Raw genomic sequence first — 17,300 nt, 5'->3', positions numbered from 1 at the left:
CAAGTTATTTCTATCCTCTCCGTTATCGTGTAAATGTTTAGTTGAACATATATAACAAAAGGGCAGATGCCTCTGCCCTTCCTGTTGTGTTTTCTTTTGTTATGAAATGTTATTTCTTCTTATTCAAAATCTCGGCAAGAGCGGTATCTAGTGTACCGTATGTGAACGTGAAGCCTTCCCTCTCCAATCGCTCGGGAATCACCCAACGGCTTTTGAGAACCAGTTCCGTCTCGGTCTGAATAAAACGTGCGCCCACTTCAAGCATCCAGCGAGGAGAAGGTAGTCCGATCCGAACACCCATCTGTTCTCTCAGACGCGCCATTAGCTCCCGATTCGTCACCGGATGCGGAGAGGACGCATTGAACACACCATTCAAGTGTGGATGCTCTTGCAGATAAATTACCATGCGGAAGAGATCCTCGATATGAATCCAGCTGAACTGCTGTGTTCCTGCGCCTTGAGATCCTCCCAGTCCAAAACGGACGAGGTTCGTCATGGGCACCATAACGCCGCCCTCGCCCAGCACAATCGCAATCCGCAGTGCAATCTGACGCGTAGACGGCAGACTGAATTCAAAGAAGGCCTGTTCCCATGCCTTGGCAACGTCGACCGAGAATCCGGAGCCAATCTCGCCCTCTTTTTCCGTCATGGGACGATCTTCAGCATGTCTGTATATGGTCGCTGTACTCGAATTAATCCATAGTTCAGGAGGATGATTACAAGCCAGGACGGCTTCGCCGAGAATGCGCGTTGTCCGGGTTCTGGATTCCAGAATGACTTTGCGATTCTCATCCGTATAACGGCAGTTCACCGATTTACCTGCCAGGTTAATCAACATTTCTGCTTCTTCCAGTGCCCCTATAATTCCTGCACGATCCTCCCAGGCAATATGACCGGGCTGACGCGAGATAATTAACACCTCATAACCTAGTTTCTTAAATCTTTGGGCAAAATCCTGTCCGACAAATCCCGTTCCACCAGCTAATACAACCTTCTTCACGGTATCCCCTCATTTCCCATACTGGGTAAAGAATTCGCAAGGTATAGATTGGAATGCTTATATACATGCAAAATGCAGATATTAGATTAACACCGCCGGTGACCCGTTGGTTTGATTTAATTCGCACCCAGGGCTGCGTACAAGCGATCCCGCTCTTCGATAGCCCATGCGTTTGCAGGGTTTTGTTCCAGCTGATATCGGAGTTCATCATAAAAATCATGGATCATGAATCCGTCCGGCAAGTTCCCTAGCATCGCTGTAAAGTTGTACTCTGGCAGTGTTCTCTTTCCTTCACTGATCTGCTTCAGCCAGTCCATCCACTTTGCAAGAGTAAGCACTTCCTCCTGCCATAACTCAGCCTGTAACCCAAGCGCATCCTGAAGTTGCTCGTACGCCAATGGATCAGCGAAGGCGCGGCAGGCCTGAACAGCCAGTTCGTACAACTCGGTCACTGCACGGCGTACCTCATGCTCAAGTTCGACCTCCAAGCCTCCCATGTAATCCTGAACCTGGATGCCCTGTCCATCATCATATAATAGTGGTGCCTGCGCCAACAGGCGTACAATCTCTTCCATCGCTTGCATTGAAATTCGCTTCTGCTCATAGAGAGCAGGTAATTGATATGCTGTAATGATCATTCACTCCTACATCGTTCTTCTATTAATGACCTATATTATAACATGGTTTGGCAATCATCTATCAGGATAACTTGACTATCCACTACAAGTTGTAGTAGTTTATACGTACTACGTAGTGTAGTAATACGATCGTTATGGACGCATAACGATGTTAAGGAGTGTTCACTGTGAACCAGATTCAAAAATTATCCGAAACAGAAATGGAGTTAATGGTTGTTATATGGTCATGCGCCCCACCGGTCACCTCCACAGAACTATTAGACATATTTGCTGAGAAGGGGAAAGCGTGGAAAGCGCAGACCATGTCTACCTTTCTGTCACGGTTGGTGGATAAAGGCGCTCTTACCGTCACGAGACGTGGACGGACCAATGATTATGAGCCTCTTCTGAAACCCGAAGATTACAAACTACAGGAAACGCAGCATGTTCTTGATGGACTGTATCAAGGTTCAGTCAAGAATTTGGTTTCGGCCATGTATGACGGTGACAAGCTTTCAGACGATGACATTTCAGAACTGAAAAAATGGCTTTCGGAAAAGTAGGTGCAGATGATGAATATCTTTTTTGAGATTCTGTGCAGCCTGACCGTGGCGGGAAGTATCGTTTCTGTTTGTATTTTGGCACTACGACTTATACCCGTATCTGTCTTTCCGACCAAGTGGCTCTACAGACTCGGTAAACTGGCTATCTTGTTTTATCTGTTCCCGGTATCTCTTGGCCTTTCATGGCTTTTGGATATTGCATTCCAAACGACATCAACTATACCAGGTACGGAGAATGCAGCAGCTTCGGATGTACTTGCAGGAACGTTTATCCCGGAACAAACCATCTCGGTAACCACAGCCTGGTTCTTGTTATGCGTCTGGGGCATTGGAGTCATTGGTTTTTCTGCATGGCAGGTGTACTGTTATCGAAGATTTCTGAATGAATTATCTCGTACACGTACCCCAGTCCTCTGTCATAGTGAAGCAGCTGTACAGCTACCATTAATCAAAGAAGCTTTGGGTCTCAAACGTAATATCACGCTTGCTCACAGCACGCTAGTACGAAGCCCTATACTGGTTGGCTTGTTTAAACCCACGATATATCTGCCACCCGAAAATACGGTGAAAATGGACATCAGTATGGTAATTCATCATGAGTTGGTACATCTAAAACATAAAGATCTGTGGGTCAAAGCTTTGACCTTGGGGGTTAGTGCCCTGCACTGGTTCAATCCCCTGATTCATATGATTCGCAGGGACATTCATACCTGGAGCGAGTTGGCCTGTGACGAAGATGTGGTGAAAGAGATGTCCCACGAAGAACGCAGACGATATGGTGAGACAATTTTAAATGTGATGGCGGGAACCAAGAAAATGCCTGCTCAATTTTGTTCGTCCCTATCGGGTGAAGGCAAACAATTAAAAAGGAGATTGATGATTATGTTTAATGTAAAGAAACTGAAAAAGAAACATTGGATGTTAAGTATGGGAGCCCTCCTGCTTATTACAGGTGTAAGTACGTCCACCGCCGTATGGGCATCAAACCACACGGTTAAAGTGGAGGCTGAGGCTTCTGAAGCTGTGACTGTTCCTTCTACGGGTGGATCTTCTGAAATCGTAGCTTCTCCCAACAAGGTTGGAATTTCCGAAGCTGTAACTGCTCCTTCTACTTCCGAAACTCCTGAGATCGTGGCTCTCCCTGAGGATGAAGTTTCCGAAGCTGTGCCAGTTCCGTCTGCTACTGTACCTTCTACTACTGTTCCATCTACTACTGAACCTTCTGAGGCTAAAGTTGTAGAATCAGCCACTGTTCCTTTTACTGGTGAATCTCCTGAAATGGTAGCTCTCCCTGGGGATAAGGTTTCAGTAACTGTACCTGCTCCTTCAGAAAAATAACCTATCGTTAAGGAGCAATAGCCATCCTTATATGCAACAGGACGAAGCATAGATCATAGATCTCCGCTTCGTCCTGTTTGCTTTTTTCTGTCATGTGCATTAGATAAATGTTTTGATCGTAGCAAAATATTCACGGATCATGTTGACGGGTTTCAGATAACCCGGTGACGGGGCCGATATGCCGTATTCTGCTGCATAACCGTTCTTGGCAGCGATGTATTTGGAACGGAACATATGATAGTCACTGGTGACAATCATGATCTCAGGGTGCTCTAACCCGGATTCAAGAATGATTCTTTTGGAAAAGGCCAAATTCTCCTGTGTACTTGTGGAGCGATCTTCCATAATGACTTGGACGGGGTTAATCCCCTGTTCAATTAGATAGTTTTTCATGGCGAGCGCTTCAGGAATGGATTCTCCAGGTCCCTGCCCACCCGATACAATGACGGGTGTCTGAGGGTGGCTGCGAATGTAGTCCAAACTTGCATCCAACCTTTGCTTCAGGGTCAATGACAATTCCGTTCCTCTGATGCCTGAACCCAGAATAATGACATAGTCCGCTTCTTCCGGATCATTCGCACCAAGCTGTGTGAATACAAGTGCTTCAATAATGACAAAAGAGACGGCAACCACGCCAAATCCGGTAAGGATAATCCGTTTCAGAATAACATGCTTCTGATAGTCAATCCGTCTTAGAACGATAAAAGCCACCGTGATCATTCCGAAAAACATGACTGGGAATCTTTGGCCCCAGAAGGCCAGGAACGCCACAAAACATGCCAACAGGACAAGATCAATGATCAGTCCATTTTTGTGTAAGAACTTTTTTATCAAATCCGTAGACACTCCTTCTTGTACCCATTATTCCGCAAATCACTTATTATTCAATAATTACGAATATATCCTGCAGCTATGTAACTTTGAGGCAAATGGAGACTACGAACTCTCCGCAGGTCATGCATTAATTGCTCGTGTTGGATGATCGTCTGAATGAATGGGGCCTCATATAACATATCTGCCTCCTGCGGTTTACCTCGTTGTCCTCTTATAGATGTTAACCTTCATTCCAATATATCATGTTTACCTGGCTGCAATAAAATGAACAACGCTTGAACATCCTCTGTACAACTTCGAATCTCTGATTAATCACAACCAAATAACCCATAAACAGCTTCGGTTATCCGAATGTTTATGGGCTACAATGATCGAGTTTGAAACGGTTAAAATTTATTTAATCGGTATCCAGATTTGTGGCGGTTGATTGGGCCCCGGGTATACTTCCAGCTCCGGCATATATGCGTGCTCATACGGGTTGGATGGAAACCATTCCGAAATAATCCGTTTCCACAGAAGCTGCATACTCTCCGGCATCGGGCCTTCTACTTCAAATACACTCCATTTGGAAGCAGGCATGGTGAAGCTTGATAATCCTTCCGGTACTTCACCATCGTAAGTCGTAGCAATCCAATATTGCATCTGTTTCTCCTGGATTTCGCTCTGATCCACAACGACACCGAGTAAACCTGGAATATCCCCATTGTTCAGTTCAAATAAACGCTCCTCTGTACCGCTCGTCCACGCTTCCTGCCACATCTTCCCGATGCCTTGCAGATGTTCTCCATCTGCATATGAGAAAGTTTGCTCTACTCCGACCAACGTAAATTCGGGATGTTCAACGATTTTATATTTCATCGGCTCTGCTCCTTTTAGACTCACATGAATCACCAGACGATTATACGATTGGACAGCGTTACTATTCTTTCGAGCCTCACTGGGTGCGATCCCATGTTGTCTACGAAATGCTTTGGAGAAAGATTCCGGTGTGTCGTAACCGTATTTAAATGCCAGATCAATGATTTTGTGATCACTTTGAAGCAGCTCATGTGCCGCCAGTGTCAATCGTCTGCGTTTTATGTACTCGGCTACAGTAACATCAGTTAATAAGGCAAAGGTACGCTGAAAATGAAAAGGAGAGATATGTGCCTGCGCTGCAATCTGCTCCATCGTCATATTTTCGAGTAAGTGGTCTTCCATATATTGAATAGCGACCTGTAATGCGTTGATCCAGTTCATGTAATAATCACTCCTTGATGTCTAATATAACGGATAAACCACCCAAAAACCTGTCATGTTGTGCTCTCATATGTCCGGTTAATGTGCAACGACGTTGTTCATATAACGCCCTGCCCAGGCTTTGAACTAACCAAAGACAAGAGGAGTCACAACATTTGACAATGTAAAAGATATATTATAGCCTACAAGTATAATGATCGTTCTATCTTATTTTGAAGGGAGAGTATTACTGATCATGAGCAGCAAAAAGGAAATGCTTTTGAACGTGGCTGAAGAATTATTCTACCTCCACGGCTTCCATTCTATCGGCTTGAAGCGGATTATCACGGATGCCGGGATTGCCATCATGACGTTATATAATCATTTTGAGTCCAAGGATGATCTCATTGTCCAGGTACTCTTGCGACGCGAACAGCGTTATTTAGAACAGCTCAGGCAATATGCAGACAATAAAGCACAACCCATGTTCCTCAATCTCGCTGAAGGACATGCAACCTGGTTGAAGGAACACGAATCAAGAGGTTGCTTATTTTTACGCGCCAAAGAAGAATTCGGAGGTCATACAGACCATATCATCGTCCAGACAGTAAATGCGCACAAAAGACATATGCGAACTTTAATCCAAACATTGGCGCCTGCTGCAAGTGATCGAGATCTATTACGATTCTCCCTGCTGCTGGAGGGTTCCACGGCACTTGCTGAGACAGAAAATGTAAATGACGTCTGCCTTGAACTGATCCATATGACGCAGACCAGTTTCAAATAAAGCTATTCCGGGTGAGTTAATATTTCAACTCACTTTTTTATTTAATAAGAAATATAATGATCGTTCTATCTAAAAGGCGGTGGATTTAATGAAAAAAATTATCTTTCCAGGCATTGCACTTATCGCTGTATGTTATGCATTCGGGCGATTCAGTTATGGATTGTTTATGCCGGAAATTTCGGAAGCCTTACAATTAAATGATGCAGCCTCTGGCGCGATTAACTCAGGAACGCATATTGCCTACTGTCTGTCCCTTCTAACTGCACCACTGTTGATTAATCGCAAGGGACATCATTATGTCATTCAATTGGCAGGGATCAGCGCAGTGCTCGGATTAACCGGCATCGCCTTGGCTCAGAATGCATGGGTTCTTACATTTAGTATATTTCTAGCAGGTTTGAGTACAGGCTGGGCCTCTCCAGCCCTCGGTAACACGGTTAATGCCGAGCTTGCTCCCGAGCTACAAGCAAGAGGCAACAGCTGGATTAACACAGGGACCAGCTTCGGAATTGTAATATCAGGTCCACTCTACTGGCTGTTCACGGATTACTGGCGTCTAACCTACATCCTGTTTGCTGTAATCGGTGTTGTGGTTCTTTTGTGGAACAGACGTGTTATTCCGGCAACCAAGACACTGCCTTGTACCAAGTCTCTCTGGACATGTATGAAACCTACCAGACCAGGGTCTGCTCTGCTCATGGCTTGTCTGTTGACAGGTTTCAGTTCTGCAATCTACTGGACCTTTGCCCGGAACTTCCTCACAGACGAGAAAGGGGCCTCCGATTCGGAAGCCGTGTTGTTCTGGATTGTGATGGGGGTTATGGGGATACTCGGTGGATGCGCTGGTCGCATTATTGAACGGTTCGAGATTGGGTGGTCCTACCGAATAGGCATACTGTTATTGGATATTTCGCTCGGGGTTATCCTTCTGCCTTCAATGACTGCCAGTCTCATCTCTGCGATCATATTTGGCAGCACGTATATTTTCCTGACCAGTGTATTTATCGTTTGGGCGACGAGACTATTCAGTCCAAATGTGTCCATCGGAATTAGCCTTGCCTTTCTCGCGCTGGGTGTTGGGCAATTTCTTGGCTCATCCATGGCAGGGTATACGATCGAAGTGTTTTCCAATACAACGGCATTTCTGGCCTTTGCTATACTCGGTCTGTTCGGAATGTTAATTCGGGTGAAATAAATGACAAAACAACCTTCTGATCCCTGTTATTTTACCCGGCGAACACTTCCGGTCACTCCATGTTGAAGCTGTACGTCTGTAAAAGTAACCGTGGTCCCTTGCCCAATGGGGGATTGGGCCACAATGCCAACTTTGATCTCTTCCGCGCAGTCGAGTCCGAAATAACGAACCAGCTTCCACTTCTCTCCATCCTGAGAATAATGGAAAGCAAAGCTGCTGCCTGCCCGGGCTACACGTAAATAAGGCTTATTAACGTCTACAGGTGCGGATACACAATCATCCGAGTTACCACGAGTAACAACACTAAGAATGGACGGCTGTTCCTCAAAATACTCAAAGCAGACTTTAGCCCAATTCGTATCGTCCACCCTCACCATCAGGCAGCCGGAGTCATACTGTTCTTTCATATCCACCTGTACTTGAGTCGTAATGCTGAAATCTCCCTTGACTATTGTATGTAAAAATGGCGCTGAAGCTTTCACCGGCTCACCTCCCGGATCAATGAAAAAGTCACTGATTGGCGAAACGGTTATCGTTACTTTGCCGTCTTCAATGGACCAATCTGCTGGCTCGTTCAGCCATCTCAGGTTGGCAGATAATGTTTGACCTGAACAATGTTCGAATAGATTCGTCATGTGGCACACCCTTTGTGTTGGAGTTGGAGTTTAAGTTTTCTAACTTCTCTATTGGTATTCGGTATGTGTCATGGTTAATCCTGTAGGTTTTACATCAAGTTCCCATCCCTGATATCAGTTGATAGAAATCGTCACTCTTTATTATTAATAAGGTAATTTTATCCAAAATATGATAAACTGGACATACGAGATTACTTCAATAATTTGAATCACAACAGGAGGTCATCCTATGTTTGGTGTTAACGTGAAAAAAGTAGAAGATCAACTGGTCATCCGGTGGCAGTTTTCCAAAATTGAAATTCCCATCACACATATCACATCGGTCACCCTGGATGATACGTACGGTGGAAGCGAACCATCCGCCATTCGGATCGGTCCAGTCAATGGCACAAGCGAGAGGATTCTGATCCGCACAGTGAATCAATCGTATATTTTATTCACTTCCAGCGTGACTTTACATACCAATATCCAAGCTATGTTACACCCGTCAAACTAAATGGTTGTTCAACTTCTAATGTTTCAGGGGTGATGGGTTCCATTAACAAATGTGCGCTACCAACAAATGAAGCATTAGTATTCGCATGAATTCTTACAGCGAATACTAACGCTTCTCTGATTCCAATTCAAGTTGGACGTGGGATTCTTATAACCAACTCCACTTCGGTAACTGATCGAGCGTAATGACCTCTTTGCTATGGTACAATTCCTTCAAAAACGTTAGTTCATTATGCGTCCCGTCTCTCAGGAATCCACCTGTCCAGGTACAGAACCAACTCCAGTGTACATCCTGTTCCTTCATCTGCTTAGGATCAGGGATGGAGCCGTTCTCGGCCAGTGCGATGATTTTACTATCCTTCACAAGCTCTCGCAGGTTGGTGTAACGTGCCGCCAGCGGGCTGTGATCTCCCGCTTCCGGGTATACATCTACACTCACAATATCCACGATATCATCCCCTGGATACCATTCCGGTTTTTCCGAGTTCCAGACCCAGATAAGATTGTGCAGCTGATGTTCTTGAACCAATCGATCATACAACAAACGATACAACTGTTTGGCAGGTTCGGGGCCTTTCGCTCCCCACCAGAACCAGCCACCCTCCGCTTCATGAAGTGGTCGAAATAATACAGGCACACCAGTATCCTTCAACTCTTGCAAATGTGTAGCAATAACATCGATATCCCGAATCAATAACTGATATGCTTCCGATTCAGGATGCGCCAGCGCTGAACCCAGATCATAGGTGGTAGCATCCGTATAGAACCCCCGCCACCACTCTTTACCCGGTTCATCGATCAGATCCGTCGGTGCGTTCCAGTGCCAGCATAGCGTCACGATCCCGCCTTGTTTGTGCCAGTCTGCCGCATCCCGAATCTCCTGGGAGACCGCACCGCGCTCTGTTCTTGATGGCGAATATTCCATGAGATCAAAGCCAATCACAACTGGTTTCCGTCCTGTATTTTCATTAATCCAGTTTAGATTGCTATAATCCTGCTGGCCTGACAACATCCCTTTTTGATAACGCTCTACCAGGAACGCCATCAGTTCTTTTGCTTCGGGAGTCGCTGCTTTATTCACCGGAACTCTGCTGATCTCACGCACTGTCATCTCTACACCTCCAATTGGATTTAACATGTTAACCCACTACACCAGAACGTTCAATACTCTCCACGAAATAACGTTGCACAAACAGATACAAAATAATCAGGGGTGCAATAGCCAGCAAAATGCCTGTATCCACAATCATCGCCACATAGTTTGGATCGGCCTTGATGCCCGAGTTCGAGCCAAAGCCCATCAGCTGCGGAATCAACTGGTTCGCCTGAGCAGGTAAGGAAGCCACTTTCAGCGAGATCAGTGGACTTTCACTCATGAATAATGCCGAATAAAAGGTATCGTTATACTGCCATACAAACGAGAACAGAATAACCGTAATCAACGGCGAGATTGCATTGGGCAGCATGATTCGAGCAAACGTTTTGAATCCACCTGCGCCGTCAATCAATGCAGCCTCCTCGATTTCCTTTGGCATGCCCTTGAAGAACTGACGGAAAATATAGATGAACAGCCCCGCCTTCAGCCCTCCCGCTGTAGCAGCCGTGATCATGGAAGGCCAATACGTATTCAGCAGATTGATGCCATTTTTTCCAGAGAACAACTGGATGATGCCCATAAAGTCAAAGCTGCGGAAATGCAGATACATTGGCACCATAAGTGTGCTTGTCGGCACCAGAATCGTCAGAATCACCAGCACAAAGAGCACATTACTACCCGGAAACGAAAACCGGGCAAAGCCATATCCGGCAAGTGCACAGGATATCGCTGTCAGAAGCGTTGTGATGGTAACAAACAATAACGTGTTCGCCAACAGAGGCAGGTAATCCATCACTTGCACCGCTAGCCGGATATTATCCAATGTAAAGTGCTGGGGAATCATATAGATCGTTGGATTGTAGATATCCTGTTTATCCTTGAACGCAACTGACACTTTGAGAAATAACGGGTACAAAATAATAAATGAAATGCCGATGACCAGTGCATATCTGAATATGGAATAGAGAAGGTCCGATGTTTTGTTTCGCACCCGATGCATGTGATAATTCTGCTTCGGAACTACCACCATGCGATCTGTCCCTGATGCAGCCATAATCTGAAGCCTCCCTTAATGTTAACCGTCAGTTGTAGTGAACCCGCCGTGACAAGACCCATCCCACTACGATCAATACAAGACCAATCACCAGTGTGTACAGCCAGGACATCGCCGAGCTTAAGCCAAAGTTCTGGGTTTTGAATGCGGTTTGGTAGATGGCCTGTGTGACTGGACTCCCGGCAAATGAATCAATGATCGTATAGATGACATTTGTCAGGATCAACGGACTGACCATGGGAAATGTAATTTTCCAGAATGATTCATAAGCTGTCGCCCCTTCGATCTTCGCAACCTCATACATCGATCCCGGTACCGATTGTAGCGCGGCGAGGAAGATCAGAATCTGAACACCTGAGCTGCTAATAATCTCATAGATCCGCATGATGGCTTCTACAATGTAATCCACATAGGCCATCGGCAATCCCACATCCGCCAGCATCCGCACAATGGATACTACGTTGAACGAAGCACCGCCATCGGCTGATGCATCCACCGCACTTGCATCCCCCATTAGATTGATTAATCCCGCAGACTCAGCTGCTGCGACTGCACTCGAAGCCAGAATAACCGGCAGGAAAAAGATTGCACGTGCCATCGTTCTGCCTCTGAACTTCTGGTTAAGCAGTGTGGCCGTAAACAGACTGAAGAACAAAATCATCGGCACATTCAGTAGCATCGCTCCAACCGAGTCGACCAGAATCCGGTTGAACGTCGCGTCAACCAGAAGCGCATCCTTGAAGTTTTTAAATCCAACGTATTCCAGAACGTATCCGCCCGGAGCAACAGACAGATTACTCAGACTGAATCGAATCGATTGCAGGAGCGGTGTGGCAAAGAGGAAGATGAATCCGACCAGCCACGGGGAAATAAATGCAAGTCCAAGCAGCGCTCTCCGTGACTTCAGCGATAATCGAATGGTTCTCATCGGTTCGCTCCTCCCACCACATAGTCCGTCCCGCCAACCGTTGTTCCATCCACGGTAACTGCATCCGCATTGTAATTCACAAGGATGGATGTACCCCCAGTATAGGTGATGCGGACCACGCCATCCTGAATGCGTTCATGCTTGAGGATCTGCTCATTCCCCAGTTCTCCCAGTACTTCATTGGCCTGCTTATACAAGGCAACAGCGTCATCCACCCAATATGCATACTCCGTTGCGTAAGCCGAATCATAATTCGTCAGCTTCAGCCGGGAAGATGGTTCATAGGTCCATTGAAAATACGGAGCGGCCCCAAGCTCCAGACTGCGCAGCAACTGTTTGTGGAGATCCTGATCCCCCGACGTGTTCATGGGAGATGCTGCGTAGTTCATGTACCCATGAATGACCATCGCATAAAAAGGAACTTCTTCATCGGTAATATTGAATCGACTCGACCCTGCGGGTACATTTACAACATGTTGTGCACTTCCCCAAGCGTAGCTATTAGCGGCAGATACCATCAAGTTCGGATAGGACTGTTCCAGCTTGCCCAGCTGCTCTTTCACAATGTTCTTCGCCGTCTCTCGATGAATCACCCGACTATCCCGATAATCTGAAGTCAGGACCTGCCCAAGATCACGAAGGGATAGTCCACCAAGGTCCAGTTGATTGAATTTGTCAGCAAACTCACTCACTACATAAGGAAGCTTGGCCGCTGAGAGCAAATAATAGCTGTCCCTACTCTGATCCATGCGATTAAGTGCAGGATTGTACGGATACAATTCTGCTGTCTCCTTTGTTACAAACCGCGCTGCATCCGAGGAAGGAGCAAAGCGCATATCATCGTGATAAATGTGCTGGAAAGCCACATCCGGGAACAGTGCTCCACCCGACTGCTCCAGCTTGGTGGACAACGCCTGCAGTTCGGAACGACTGCCCACTTCACTGTCCAACTTCACCTGGGTTGGCGTATGATGACTGATGCCACCGCCAAACCATCCTTGATACCGCATTTGTACACGTTCAACACCATCCTGCTGTAACTTTGCTGCCATTTCTGTAGCCTGTTCGTACGTGGTCATGGCTAAAGTGGTCCGATAGGGTACACTCAGGAACGAAGCCTTTTTATCCACTGCACCAAGCACATCAACATAAAACGGCATCTCCGTCTGTTCTGGGAGCGGCTTCAGTACATCCTGCTCGATCAACTGCTGCTGATACAGGCGGGCCATACCCGAGTAACTGGCATCTTCTCCATGAAGGAAATGATAACGGACCTGAATATCTCCACGGTAAGGCTCTTCGCTAAGCAGCTGAATCTCCTGCATTTTCTGCGAGGTGTACATTTCCAATTCATCCTCCCCCCGCAGGGAGAAGGTCGCATGCACGTGGTTGTAGCTATTCTGTCTGCCTCCAATATCCGCGGAGATACTGGCAATACCGTCCCCTTTTTCAATGACTGCAAACCAGGAATTTTCCCCGTTCTTCAGACCAAACACAGGCATATACGCGGATTCACTCACCTGAGGACGACTGAGCGAATTATCATTTGGGTCTGCGCCGTATACACGCTGTACATATTGCTCTTCCTGGGTTTTCCCGTTGTTCAGATGGATCAGGCTGCCGGAACCGTCAGGTACGAGCATATAACCCTCGCCCTTTGTATCCGCAGCACCAAAATAAGCGAGCAAATCAATATTCCGAATGCGGTATTGCCCACTTTCTTCTATTTGGCTTAGAGGTACAGTCACAACAAGCGCCCCTTGATCCAATCGGTATTCCACAGAAATGACAAAGCTGGGCTTATCCGATACACCTCCGCCTTCGACTCCATTCTCCTGATTGTCAAAAGCCAGATCGTCCGCAGTGTACCCCGCCGTCTCAAAGGCACCCAGCATCTTGTTCAGCACAAGTTGCTTCGAGATCTGTCCATCCAGCCGCTCCAGAATATCCGGATTGTTCTTGGTTGGATAATATCGGGCAGATGTGTATCTTGCGACAGTAGCATCCAGCTTGGAAAGAACCTTCTCCTCCAGTCGCTGTTTGCTAATCAACTTCGGCAGCGCATCAATGCCAAGTGATGTATCCCCAAGGGTATAATTCACCCGAATCCCCTGGTCAATCTGGCCCACTGTGAATTGTTTGTTGCTAATACTCGAACTGAAATTCGGAAAGTTCTCCAGTGTACCCATCGAATCCCGGAAAGACACATTCAGCTGGGAGGACAGCACCTCTTTTTCATACGCGGAAGCAAGACCGTCCTCAGCCCGTTCTTTCGGGTTGCTGTACCAGATCTCTCCGCTTTTCCCGTCACGTACTGCAATTTCCGTGGTCTCCTCGTTATAGTACAGGGCGAGTCCCTGATCTTCAGCGACCAGTTGCATACCAGGCACACCCTGCGAGGAGTCGCTAAGGAACTGCAACGGGTCCTCCGTGACGGGCATGGCTTTGGTTGTCGTATCCAGATAAGCCGCGGCTTCTACGGCAGGAACTCCCCTGTTGTTTATATACAGCAGCCCGGCTGCAATCATGATTACAGCTGTACCACCAGCCAGCACCGTATATAATCGTTGCCTTTTGTTCACGGATGCCGCCTCCTTTAGGTCCGAAAAATCAACTCGCGGTAAATGTTATAACCGAATTCGTACAGCTGTTGCAGCATGCTAAAGACCAGTGCTCCAAGGAATACAATAATGCCCATCACAATGAGTGTCAGCACCATCGTAATGATTGTTCTAATCACCGTGTACTGGTGTACCGTCATCATGCCAATGAACAGAAGCAGTACAAACCAGAAGAACGCGATACTATTGAACAGATAATAAAAAGCAGTCTCCTCCTGCACCATAAAACGGCTGATCACGATCATTGGGGCATAGATCAGAATAACCGGAATGAGCGAGTAACCTGTCGCCAGAACGATTTCCTTGAACTTGCCTTCCCCTTCCATCAAAGTTGTTACCGCCCAGTTGGCCATGCACCATAGAAAGAAAGGTACTGCAACCGTGGCGATTTCGATGATGCTATTAATCGTACGAGGATCGATGTAATTAACGAGAAATCCTGCGTACTGCTTTTGCAAAACCATCATAACAATGGTAAGCGCCAATGCTGCAAAAGCAACAAACAGCCGTCCCCGGTTATCCGACTTGAGGTCCCAGAATGCATCAATGGGGTGAAAAATGAGATGCAGCGGAAACTTAATGAAATCCTGCTTCACGATCAACCTGCCTCCTCCGTCTCCATTTAACCGCTACCCGGGTCAGGATCAGAATGACAATCAGCGCGATTGCAACGGTCAGGAATGTACCAAAATGTTCTTTCATCATCTCCCGCCGATGCCTCTTGAACGCGACAGAATAACTCTTGCGGTCCATTCCAAGTTCGAAGTAACCTAGCGCTTCCTCGTTTTTCTTCTCCATTAATAAGGACTTGCCGATACCGATATAAGCGATGTCATAGTTGGCATTCAGCTTCAGCACTTCTCTCCATATATTCACGGCCTCCGTGTCCTCGCCCCGATAGTGGAGTACCACCGCTTCATTCACACGGGCACCAAAACGGGTCGGCTCATAGACAACAAGGTTATTCTTGCCCCGATCCAGAACCAAGTGGTGCTCACCCGATTGTTCAATCGCGACAGGTGTTTTGAGCGTGCCCACCTGATTTCCTTTACCACCGTATATGTAGAGCAGATGACCTTCATCGTCGTACGTGAACACCCGATTCTGTGTCGCATCCAATACACTGTACATGCCGTCGCCCAGCACTTTCACATCGATCAGTTTGGATGGACCCGGATTGTTGCGGAACCGGATATCGCCTTTGACGTCGTAATAACCAAACCGCTTCAGTACATCTTCACCAGACGGATTCAGCCTTTTGATCGGTTCATTTGAGCCGGGATCAATATTCGTTGCATACACAAATCCTTTGTGGTCAATATCCGCATTGGAGAACTCCGTTGGAACAAAGAGAACCATCTGTGCGCGCTGGGCTTTGGTGGATAACATGCGCCAGATATATTCGCCGTAGTCCCGCTCCACTTTGTTGGTACCGACATATCCGATAAATTTCCCACTCTCGTCAAACTGCATAATCCCTTCGTAGACCCCCTGCGCCACAACATACACTCGGCCTACATGGTCCACCGTCAGCTTCAAAGGCTGGAACTGGAATTGGGTCGACAGGATATCCGACTCGGGCTTCGTGATGGTTTGAATCAGTGTCCCTTCTCCATCCAGGACAACCACACGACCGTTGCCAGTATCAGCGACGTATATGCGTTCTTGCTCATCCACGAACAATCCGCCCGGAAGGTTGAAGGTCTCCTTGCTGCCATCCATCATGAATCCATCGATGACGCGCAACAGCTTAAAGTCTGGGGCCAATACAACAATTCGGCTGTTGCCGCTATCCAAAATGTAGATCAACCCGGAGGGAGAAACGTTCACATCACCGGGGTCTTTGAACTCACTAATGCCGAGGTCACGACCTGATAGAGTACGCTCGGGCAGATAGGCATCTGGTGAAGGTACAGCCTCTTTCCAGTAGTTGTAGTTATAACTCTCATACGGCGCCGGGGAGGCCGCCGCAGGCACGGCATTCACCAGCAGCAGAGATACTGCCGCCAGGAGAACAAGCCATCTTTTCACTGTGCGTGCCATATCGTTCCCCCTTAATCCTTCATGCCCGAGCTCGCCATCGTCTCAATGATTCGGCTCTGAGAGAAAATAAATAGCGTGATCGGCACACTCATCAAAATCAGTGCTACCGCAGCACCCGCTCCTGCCCGGGATATTCCGCCCTGAATAATCTGACCTGCTGCATAATGCAGGGTCTTGAGCTGCTCGCTGTAGATGTACCCATTGCCATCACTGCCCCATAACATCTGAAACAGTAGAATGATCAATGTAAGCCAGGCTGGCTTCACATTGGGCATGACAATGGACCAGAAGATCCGGTATTCACTGGCGCCATCAATCTTGGCTGCTTCCAGCAGTGCATCCGGGATCTGCTCCATGAACTGTTTCATCAGATACAACCCGAGTGAATAGGCAAATGCCGGAATAATGACGGCCCAGTACGTGTCGATCCATCCGAGCCATGACATGATCATATAGTTCGGAATTGCCGTTACCGCAGGTGTGAACATCAGTGACAGTACGACCACTTGGAACATGAATACTTTGCCCGGAAACTTGTGTTTGGCAAGTGGGTACGCCGCTGCGGAAGCTAGCAGCACATGGCCTACGATACCGATGCCTGTTATAAACACCGTGTTGAATATATAACGTGAGAACGGCACCCACGAGTCACTCAGCAGATTCAGCAGATCTGTAAAGTTGCTGAACGTGGGATTTTTGACAAACAGCGTTGGTGGAAAGGTGAAAATCTCATCCAATGGTTTAAATGCATTGTTGATCGCATAGATCAACGGTAGCACCATGAAGGCACCAAAAACGAGCAGAAGAGCAAACAGGGAGAGGCTTCCCGATAGCGAGCGATTCACCCGCTTTTTGCCTGTCGCAATTGCAGCCATA

The 17,300-nt window shown here is 47.1% G+C and carries 17 protein-coding genes; 5 read left to right on the top strand and 12 right to left on the bottom strand.

Features of this window, described 5'->3' with window-relative positions; genetic code table 11:
- Positions 1–109: 109 nt before the first annotated feature.
- Both MHI48_RS08705 and MHI48_RS08700 read right to left on the bottom strand, forming a co-directional pair.
- A complete protein-coding gene (locus MHI48_RS08705; RefSeq protein ID WP_076327078.1) occupies positions 110–1,000 on the bottom strand; it encodes a TIGR01777 family oxidoreductase in 891 nt (296 codons plus the stop codon).
- A 116-nt stretch (positions 1,001–1,116) separates the two neighbouring features.
- Complete coding sequence (locus MHI48_RS08700) at positions 1,117–1,638, bottom strand: hypothetical protein (RefSeq protein WP_076327079.1); 522 nt, start codon at positions 1,636–1,638, stop codon at positions 1,117–1,119.
- 167 nt (positions 1,639–1,805) lie between these two features.
- On the opposite strand from MHI48_RS08700, the gene MHI48_RS08695 reads away from it, so the two are divergent.
- On the top strand, positions 1,806–2,180 hold the full coding sequence (locus MHI48_RS08695; RefSeq protein ID WP_017689706.1) for a BlaI/MecI/CopY family transcriptional regulator: 375 nt from the start codon (positions 1,806–1,808) through the stop codon (positions 2,178–2,180).
- A 6-nt stretch (positions 2,181–2,186) separates the two neighbouring features.
- On the top strand, positions 2,187–3,518 hold the full coding sequence (locus MHI48_RS08690) for a M56 family metallopeptidase (protein WP_245838013.1): 1,332 nt from the start codon (positions 2,187–2,189) through the stop codon (positions 3,516–3,518).
- Positions 3,519–3,617: 99 nt separating this feature from the next.
- On the opposite strand, the gene MHI48_RS08685 is transcribed toward MHI48_RS08690, so the two are convergent.
- Both MHI48_RS08685 and MHI48_RS08680 read right to left on the bottom strand, forming a co-directional pair.
- Positions 3,618–4,352, bottom strand: coding sequence for a YdcF family protein (locus tag MHI48_RS08685; protein ID WP_083677298.1), 735 nt, complete (start codon positions 4,350–4,352; stop codon positions 3,618–3,620).
- Between the two features lie 393 nt (positions 4,353–4,745).
- Positions 4,746–5,591 (bottom strand): AraC family transcriptional regulator, encoded by an 846-nt coding sequence (locus tag MHI48_RS08680; RefSeq protein ID WP_076327081.1) that lies wholly within the window; start codon positions 5,589–5,591, stop codon positions 4,746–4,748.
- 235 nt (positions 5,592–5,826) lie between these two features.
- Here MHI48_RS08680 and MHI48_RS08675 point away from each other — a divergent pair, with 235 nt between their 5' ends.
- Positions 5,827–6,357 carry a TetR/AcrR family transcriptional regulator gene (locus MHI48_RS08675; RefSeq protein ID WP_076327082.1) on the top strand — a complete coding sequence of 177 codons (531 nt, stop codon included), beginning with the start codon at positions 5,827–5,829 and terminating at the stop codon, positions 6,355–6,357.
- A gap of 88 nt (positions 6,358–6,445) precedes the next feature.
- Complete coding sequence (locus MHI48_RS08670) at positions 6,446–7,552, top strand: MFS transporter (RefSeq protein WP_076327083.1); 1,107 nt, start codon at positions 6,446–6,448, stop codon at positions 7,550–7,552.
- Positions 7,553–7,578: 26 nt separating this feature from the next.
- On the opposite strand, the gene MHI48_RS08665 is transcribed toward MHI48_RS08670, so the two are convergent.
- Positions 7,579–8,187, bottom strand: coding sequence for a DUF1349 domain-containing protein (locus MHI48_RS08665; RefSeq protein ID WP_076327084.1), 609 nt, complete (start codon positions 8,185–8,187; stop codon positions 7,579–7,581).
- A gap of 229 nt (positions 8,188–8,416) precedes the next feature.
- On the opposite strand from MHI48_RS08665, the gene MHI48_RS08660 reads away from it, so the two are divergent.
- Positions 8,417–8,683 carry a hypothetical protein gene (locus tag MHI48_RS08660; protein WP_017689713.1) on the top strand — a complete coding sequence of 89 codons (267 nt, stop codon included), beginning with the start codon at positions 8,417–8,419 and terminating at the stop codon, positions 8,681–8,683.
- A gap of 147 nt (positions 8,684–8,830) precedes the next feature.
- On the opposite strand, the gene MHI48_RS08655 is transcribed toward MHI48_RS08660, so the two are convergent.
- Genes MHI48_RS08655 through MHI48_RS08625 form a run of 7 tightly spaced genes read right to left on the bottom strand, consistent with a single transcriptional unit; the run spans position 8,831 to position 17,299 of the window.
- A complete protein-coding gene (locus MHI48_RS08655; protein WP_076327085.1) occupies positions 8,831–9,793 on the bottom strand; it encodes a glycosyl hydrolase in 963 nt (320 codons plus the stop codon).
- Between the two features lie 28 nt (positions 9,794–9,821).
- Complete coding sequence (locus MHI48_RS08650) at positions 9,822–10,832, bottom strand: carbohydrate ABC transporter permease (RefSeq protein WP_083677300.1); 1,011 nt, start codon at positions 10,830–10,832, stop codon at positions 9,822–9,824.
- 28 nt (positions 10,833–10,860) lie between these two features.
- Positions 10,861–11,760 carry a carbohydrate ABC transporter permease gene (locus MHI48_RS08645; RefSeq protein ID WP_076327086.1) on the bottom strand — a complete coding sequence of 300 codons (900 nt, stop codon included), beginning with the start codon at positions 11,758–11,760 and terminating at the stop codon, positions 10,861–10,863.
- Positions 11,757–14,342 carry a DUF5696 domain-containing protein gene (locus MHI48_RS08640; protein ID WP_076327087.1) on the bottom strand — a complete coding sequence of 862 codons (2,586 nt, stop codon included), beginning with the start codon at positions 14,340–14,342 and terminating at the stop codon, positions 11,757–11,759. Before MHI48_RS08640 ends, MHI48_RS08645 begins: the two co-directional genes overlap by 4 nt.
- A gap of 14 nt (positions 14,343–14,356) precedes the next feature.
- Entirely contained in the window at positions 14,357–14,977 is a 621-nt protein-coding gene (locus tag MHI48_RS08635; RefSeq protein WP_074094245.1) for a YIP1 family protein, read from the bottom strand.
- Positions 14,958–16,424 carry an NHL repeat-containing protein gene (locus MHI48_RS08630; RefSeq protein ID WP_076327088.1) on the bottom strand — a complete coding sequence of 489 codons (1,467 nt, stop codon included), beginning with the start codon at positions 16,422–16,424 and terminating at the stop codon, positions 14,958–14,960. Before MHI48_RS08630 ends, MHI48_RS08635 begins: the two co-directional genes overlap by 20 nt.
- Positions 16,425–16,435: 11 nt before the next feature.
- Positions 16,436–17,299, bottom strand: a complete 864-nt coding sequence (locus tag MHI48_RS08625; RefSeq protein ID WP_017689719.1) for a carbohydrate ABC transporter permease — start codon at positions 17,297–17,299, stop codon at positions 16,436–16,438.
- Position 17,300 lies beyond the last annotated feature (1 nt).

This window comes from Paenibacillus sp. FSL H7-0942 (genome assembly GCF_045040715.1).
GTDB lineage: Bacteria > Bacillota > Bacilli > Paenibacillales > Paenibacillaceae > Paenibacillus > Paenibacillus amylolyticus.
Note: the sequence above shows the minus strand (reverse complement) of the source record. Positions and strands in the feature narration are given on the sequence as shown.

Coding starts and splice junctions, on each gene's coding strand:
- MHI48_RS08700 (WP_076327079.1), bottom strand. CDS start 1,638: ATGATCATTACAGCATATCAATTACCTGCTCTCTATGAGCAGAAGCGA.
- MHI48_RS08660 (WP_017689713.1), top strand. CDS start 8,417: ATGTTTGGTGTTAACGTGAAAAAAGTAGAAGATCAACTGGTCATCCGG.
- MHI48_RS08625 (WP_017689719.1), bottom strand. CDS start 17,299: ATGGCTGCAATTGCGACAGGCAAAAAGCGGGTGAATCGCTCGCTATCG.
- MHI48_RS08630 (WP_076327088.1), bottom strand. CDS start 16,424: ATGGCACGCACAGTGAAAAGATGGCTTGTTCTCCTGGCGGCAGTATCT.
- MHI48_RS08680 (WP_076327081.1), bottom strand. CDS start 5,591: ATGAACTGGATCAACGCATTACAGGTCGCTATTCAATATATGGAAGAC.
- MHI48_RS08650 (WP_083677300.1), bottom strand. CDS start 10,832: ATGGCTGCATCAGGGACAGATCGCATGGTGGTAGTTCCGAAGCAGAAT.
- MHI48_RS08670 (WP_076327083.1), top strand. CDS start 6,446: ATGAAAAAAATTATCTTTCCAGGCATTGCACTTATCGCTGTATGTTAT.
- MHI48_RS08675 (WP_076327082.1), top strand. CDS start 5,827: ATGAGCAGCAAAAAGGAAATGCTTTTGAACGTGGCTGAAGAATTATTC.
- MHI48_RS08690 (WP_245838013.1), top strand. CDS start 2,187: ATGATGAATATCTTTTTTGAGATTCTGTGCAGCCTGACCGTGGCGGGA.
- MHI48_RS08665 (WP_076327084.1), bottom strand. CDS start 8,187: ATGACGAATCTATTCGAACATTGTTCAGGTCAAACATTATCTGCCAAC.
- MHI48_RS08655 (WP_076327085.1), bottom strand. CDS start 9,793: ATGACAGTGCGTGAGATCAGCAGAGTTCCGGTGAATAAAGCAGCGACT.
- MHI48_RS08645 (WP_076327086.1), bottom strand. CDS start 11,760: ATGAGAACCATTCGATTATCGCTGAAGTCACGGAGAGCGCTGCTTGGA.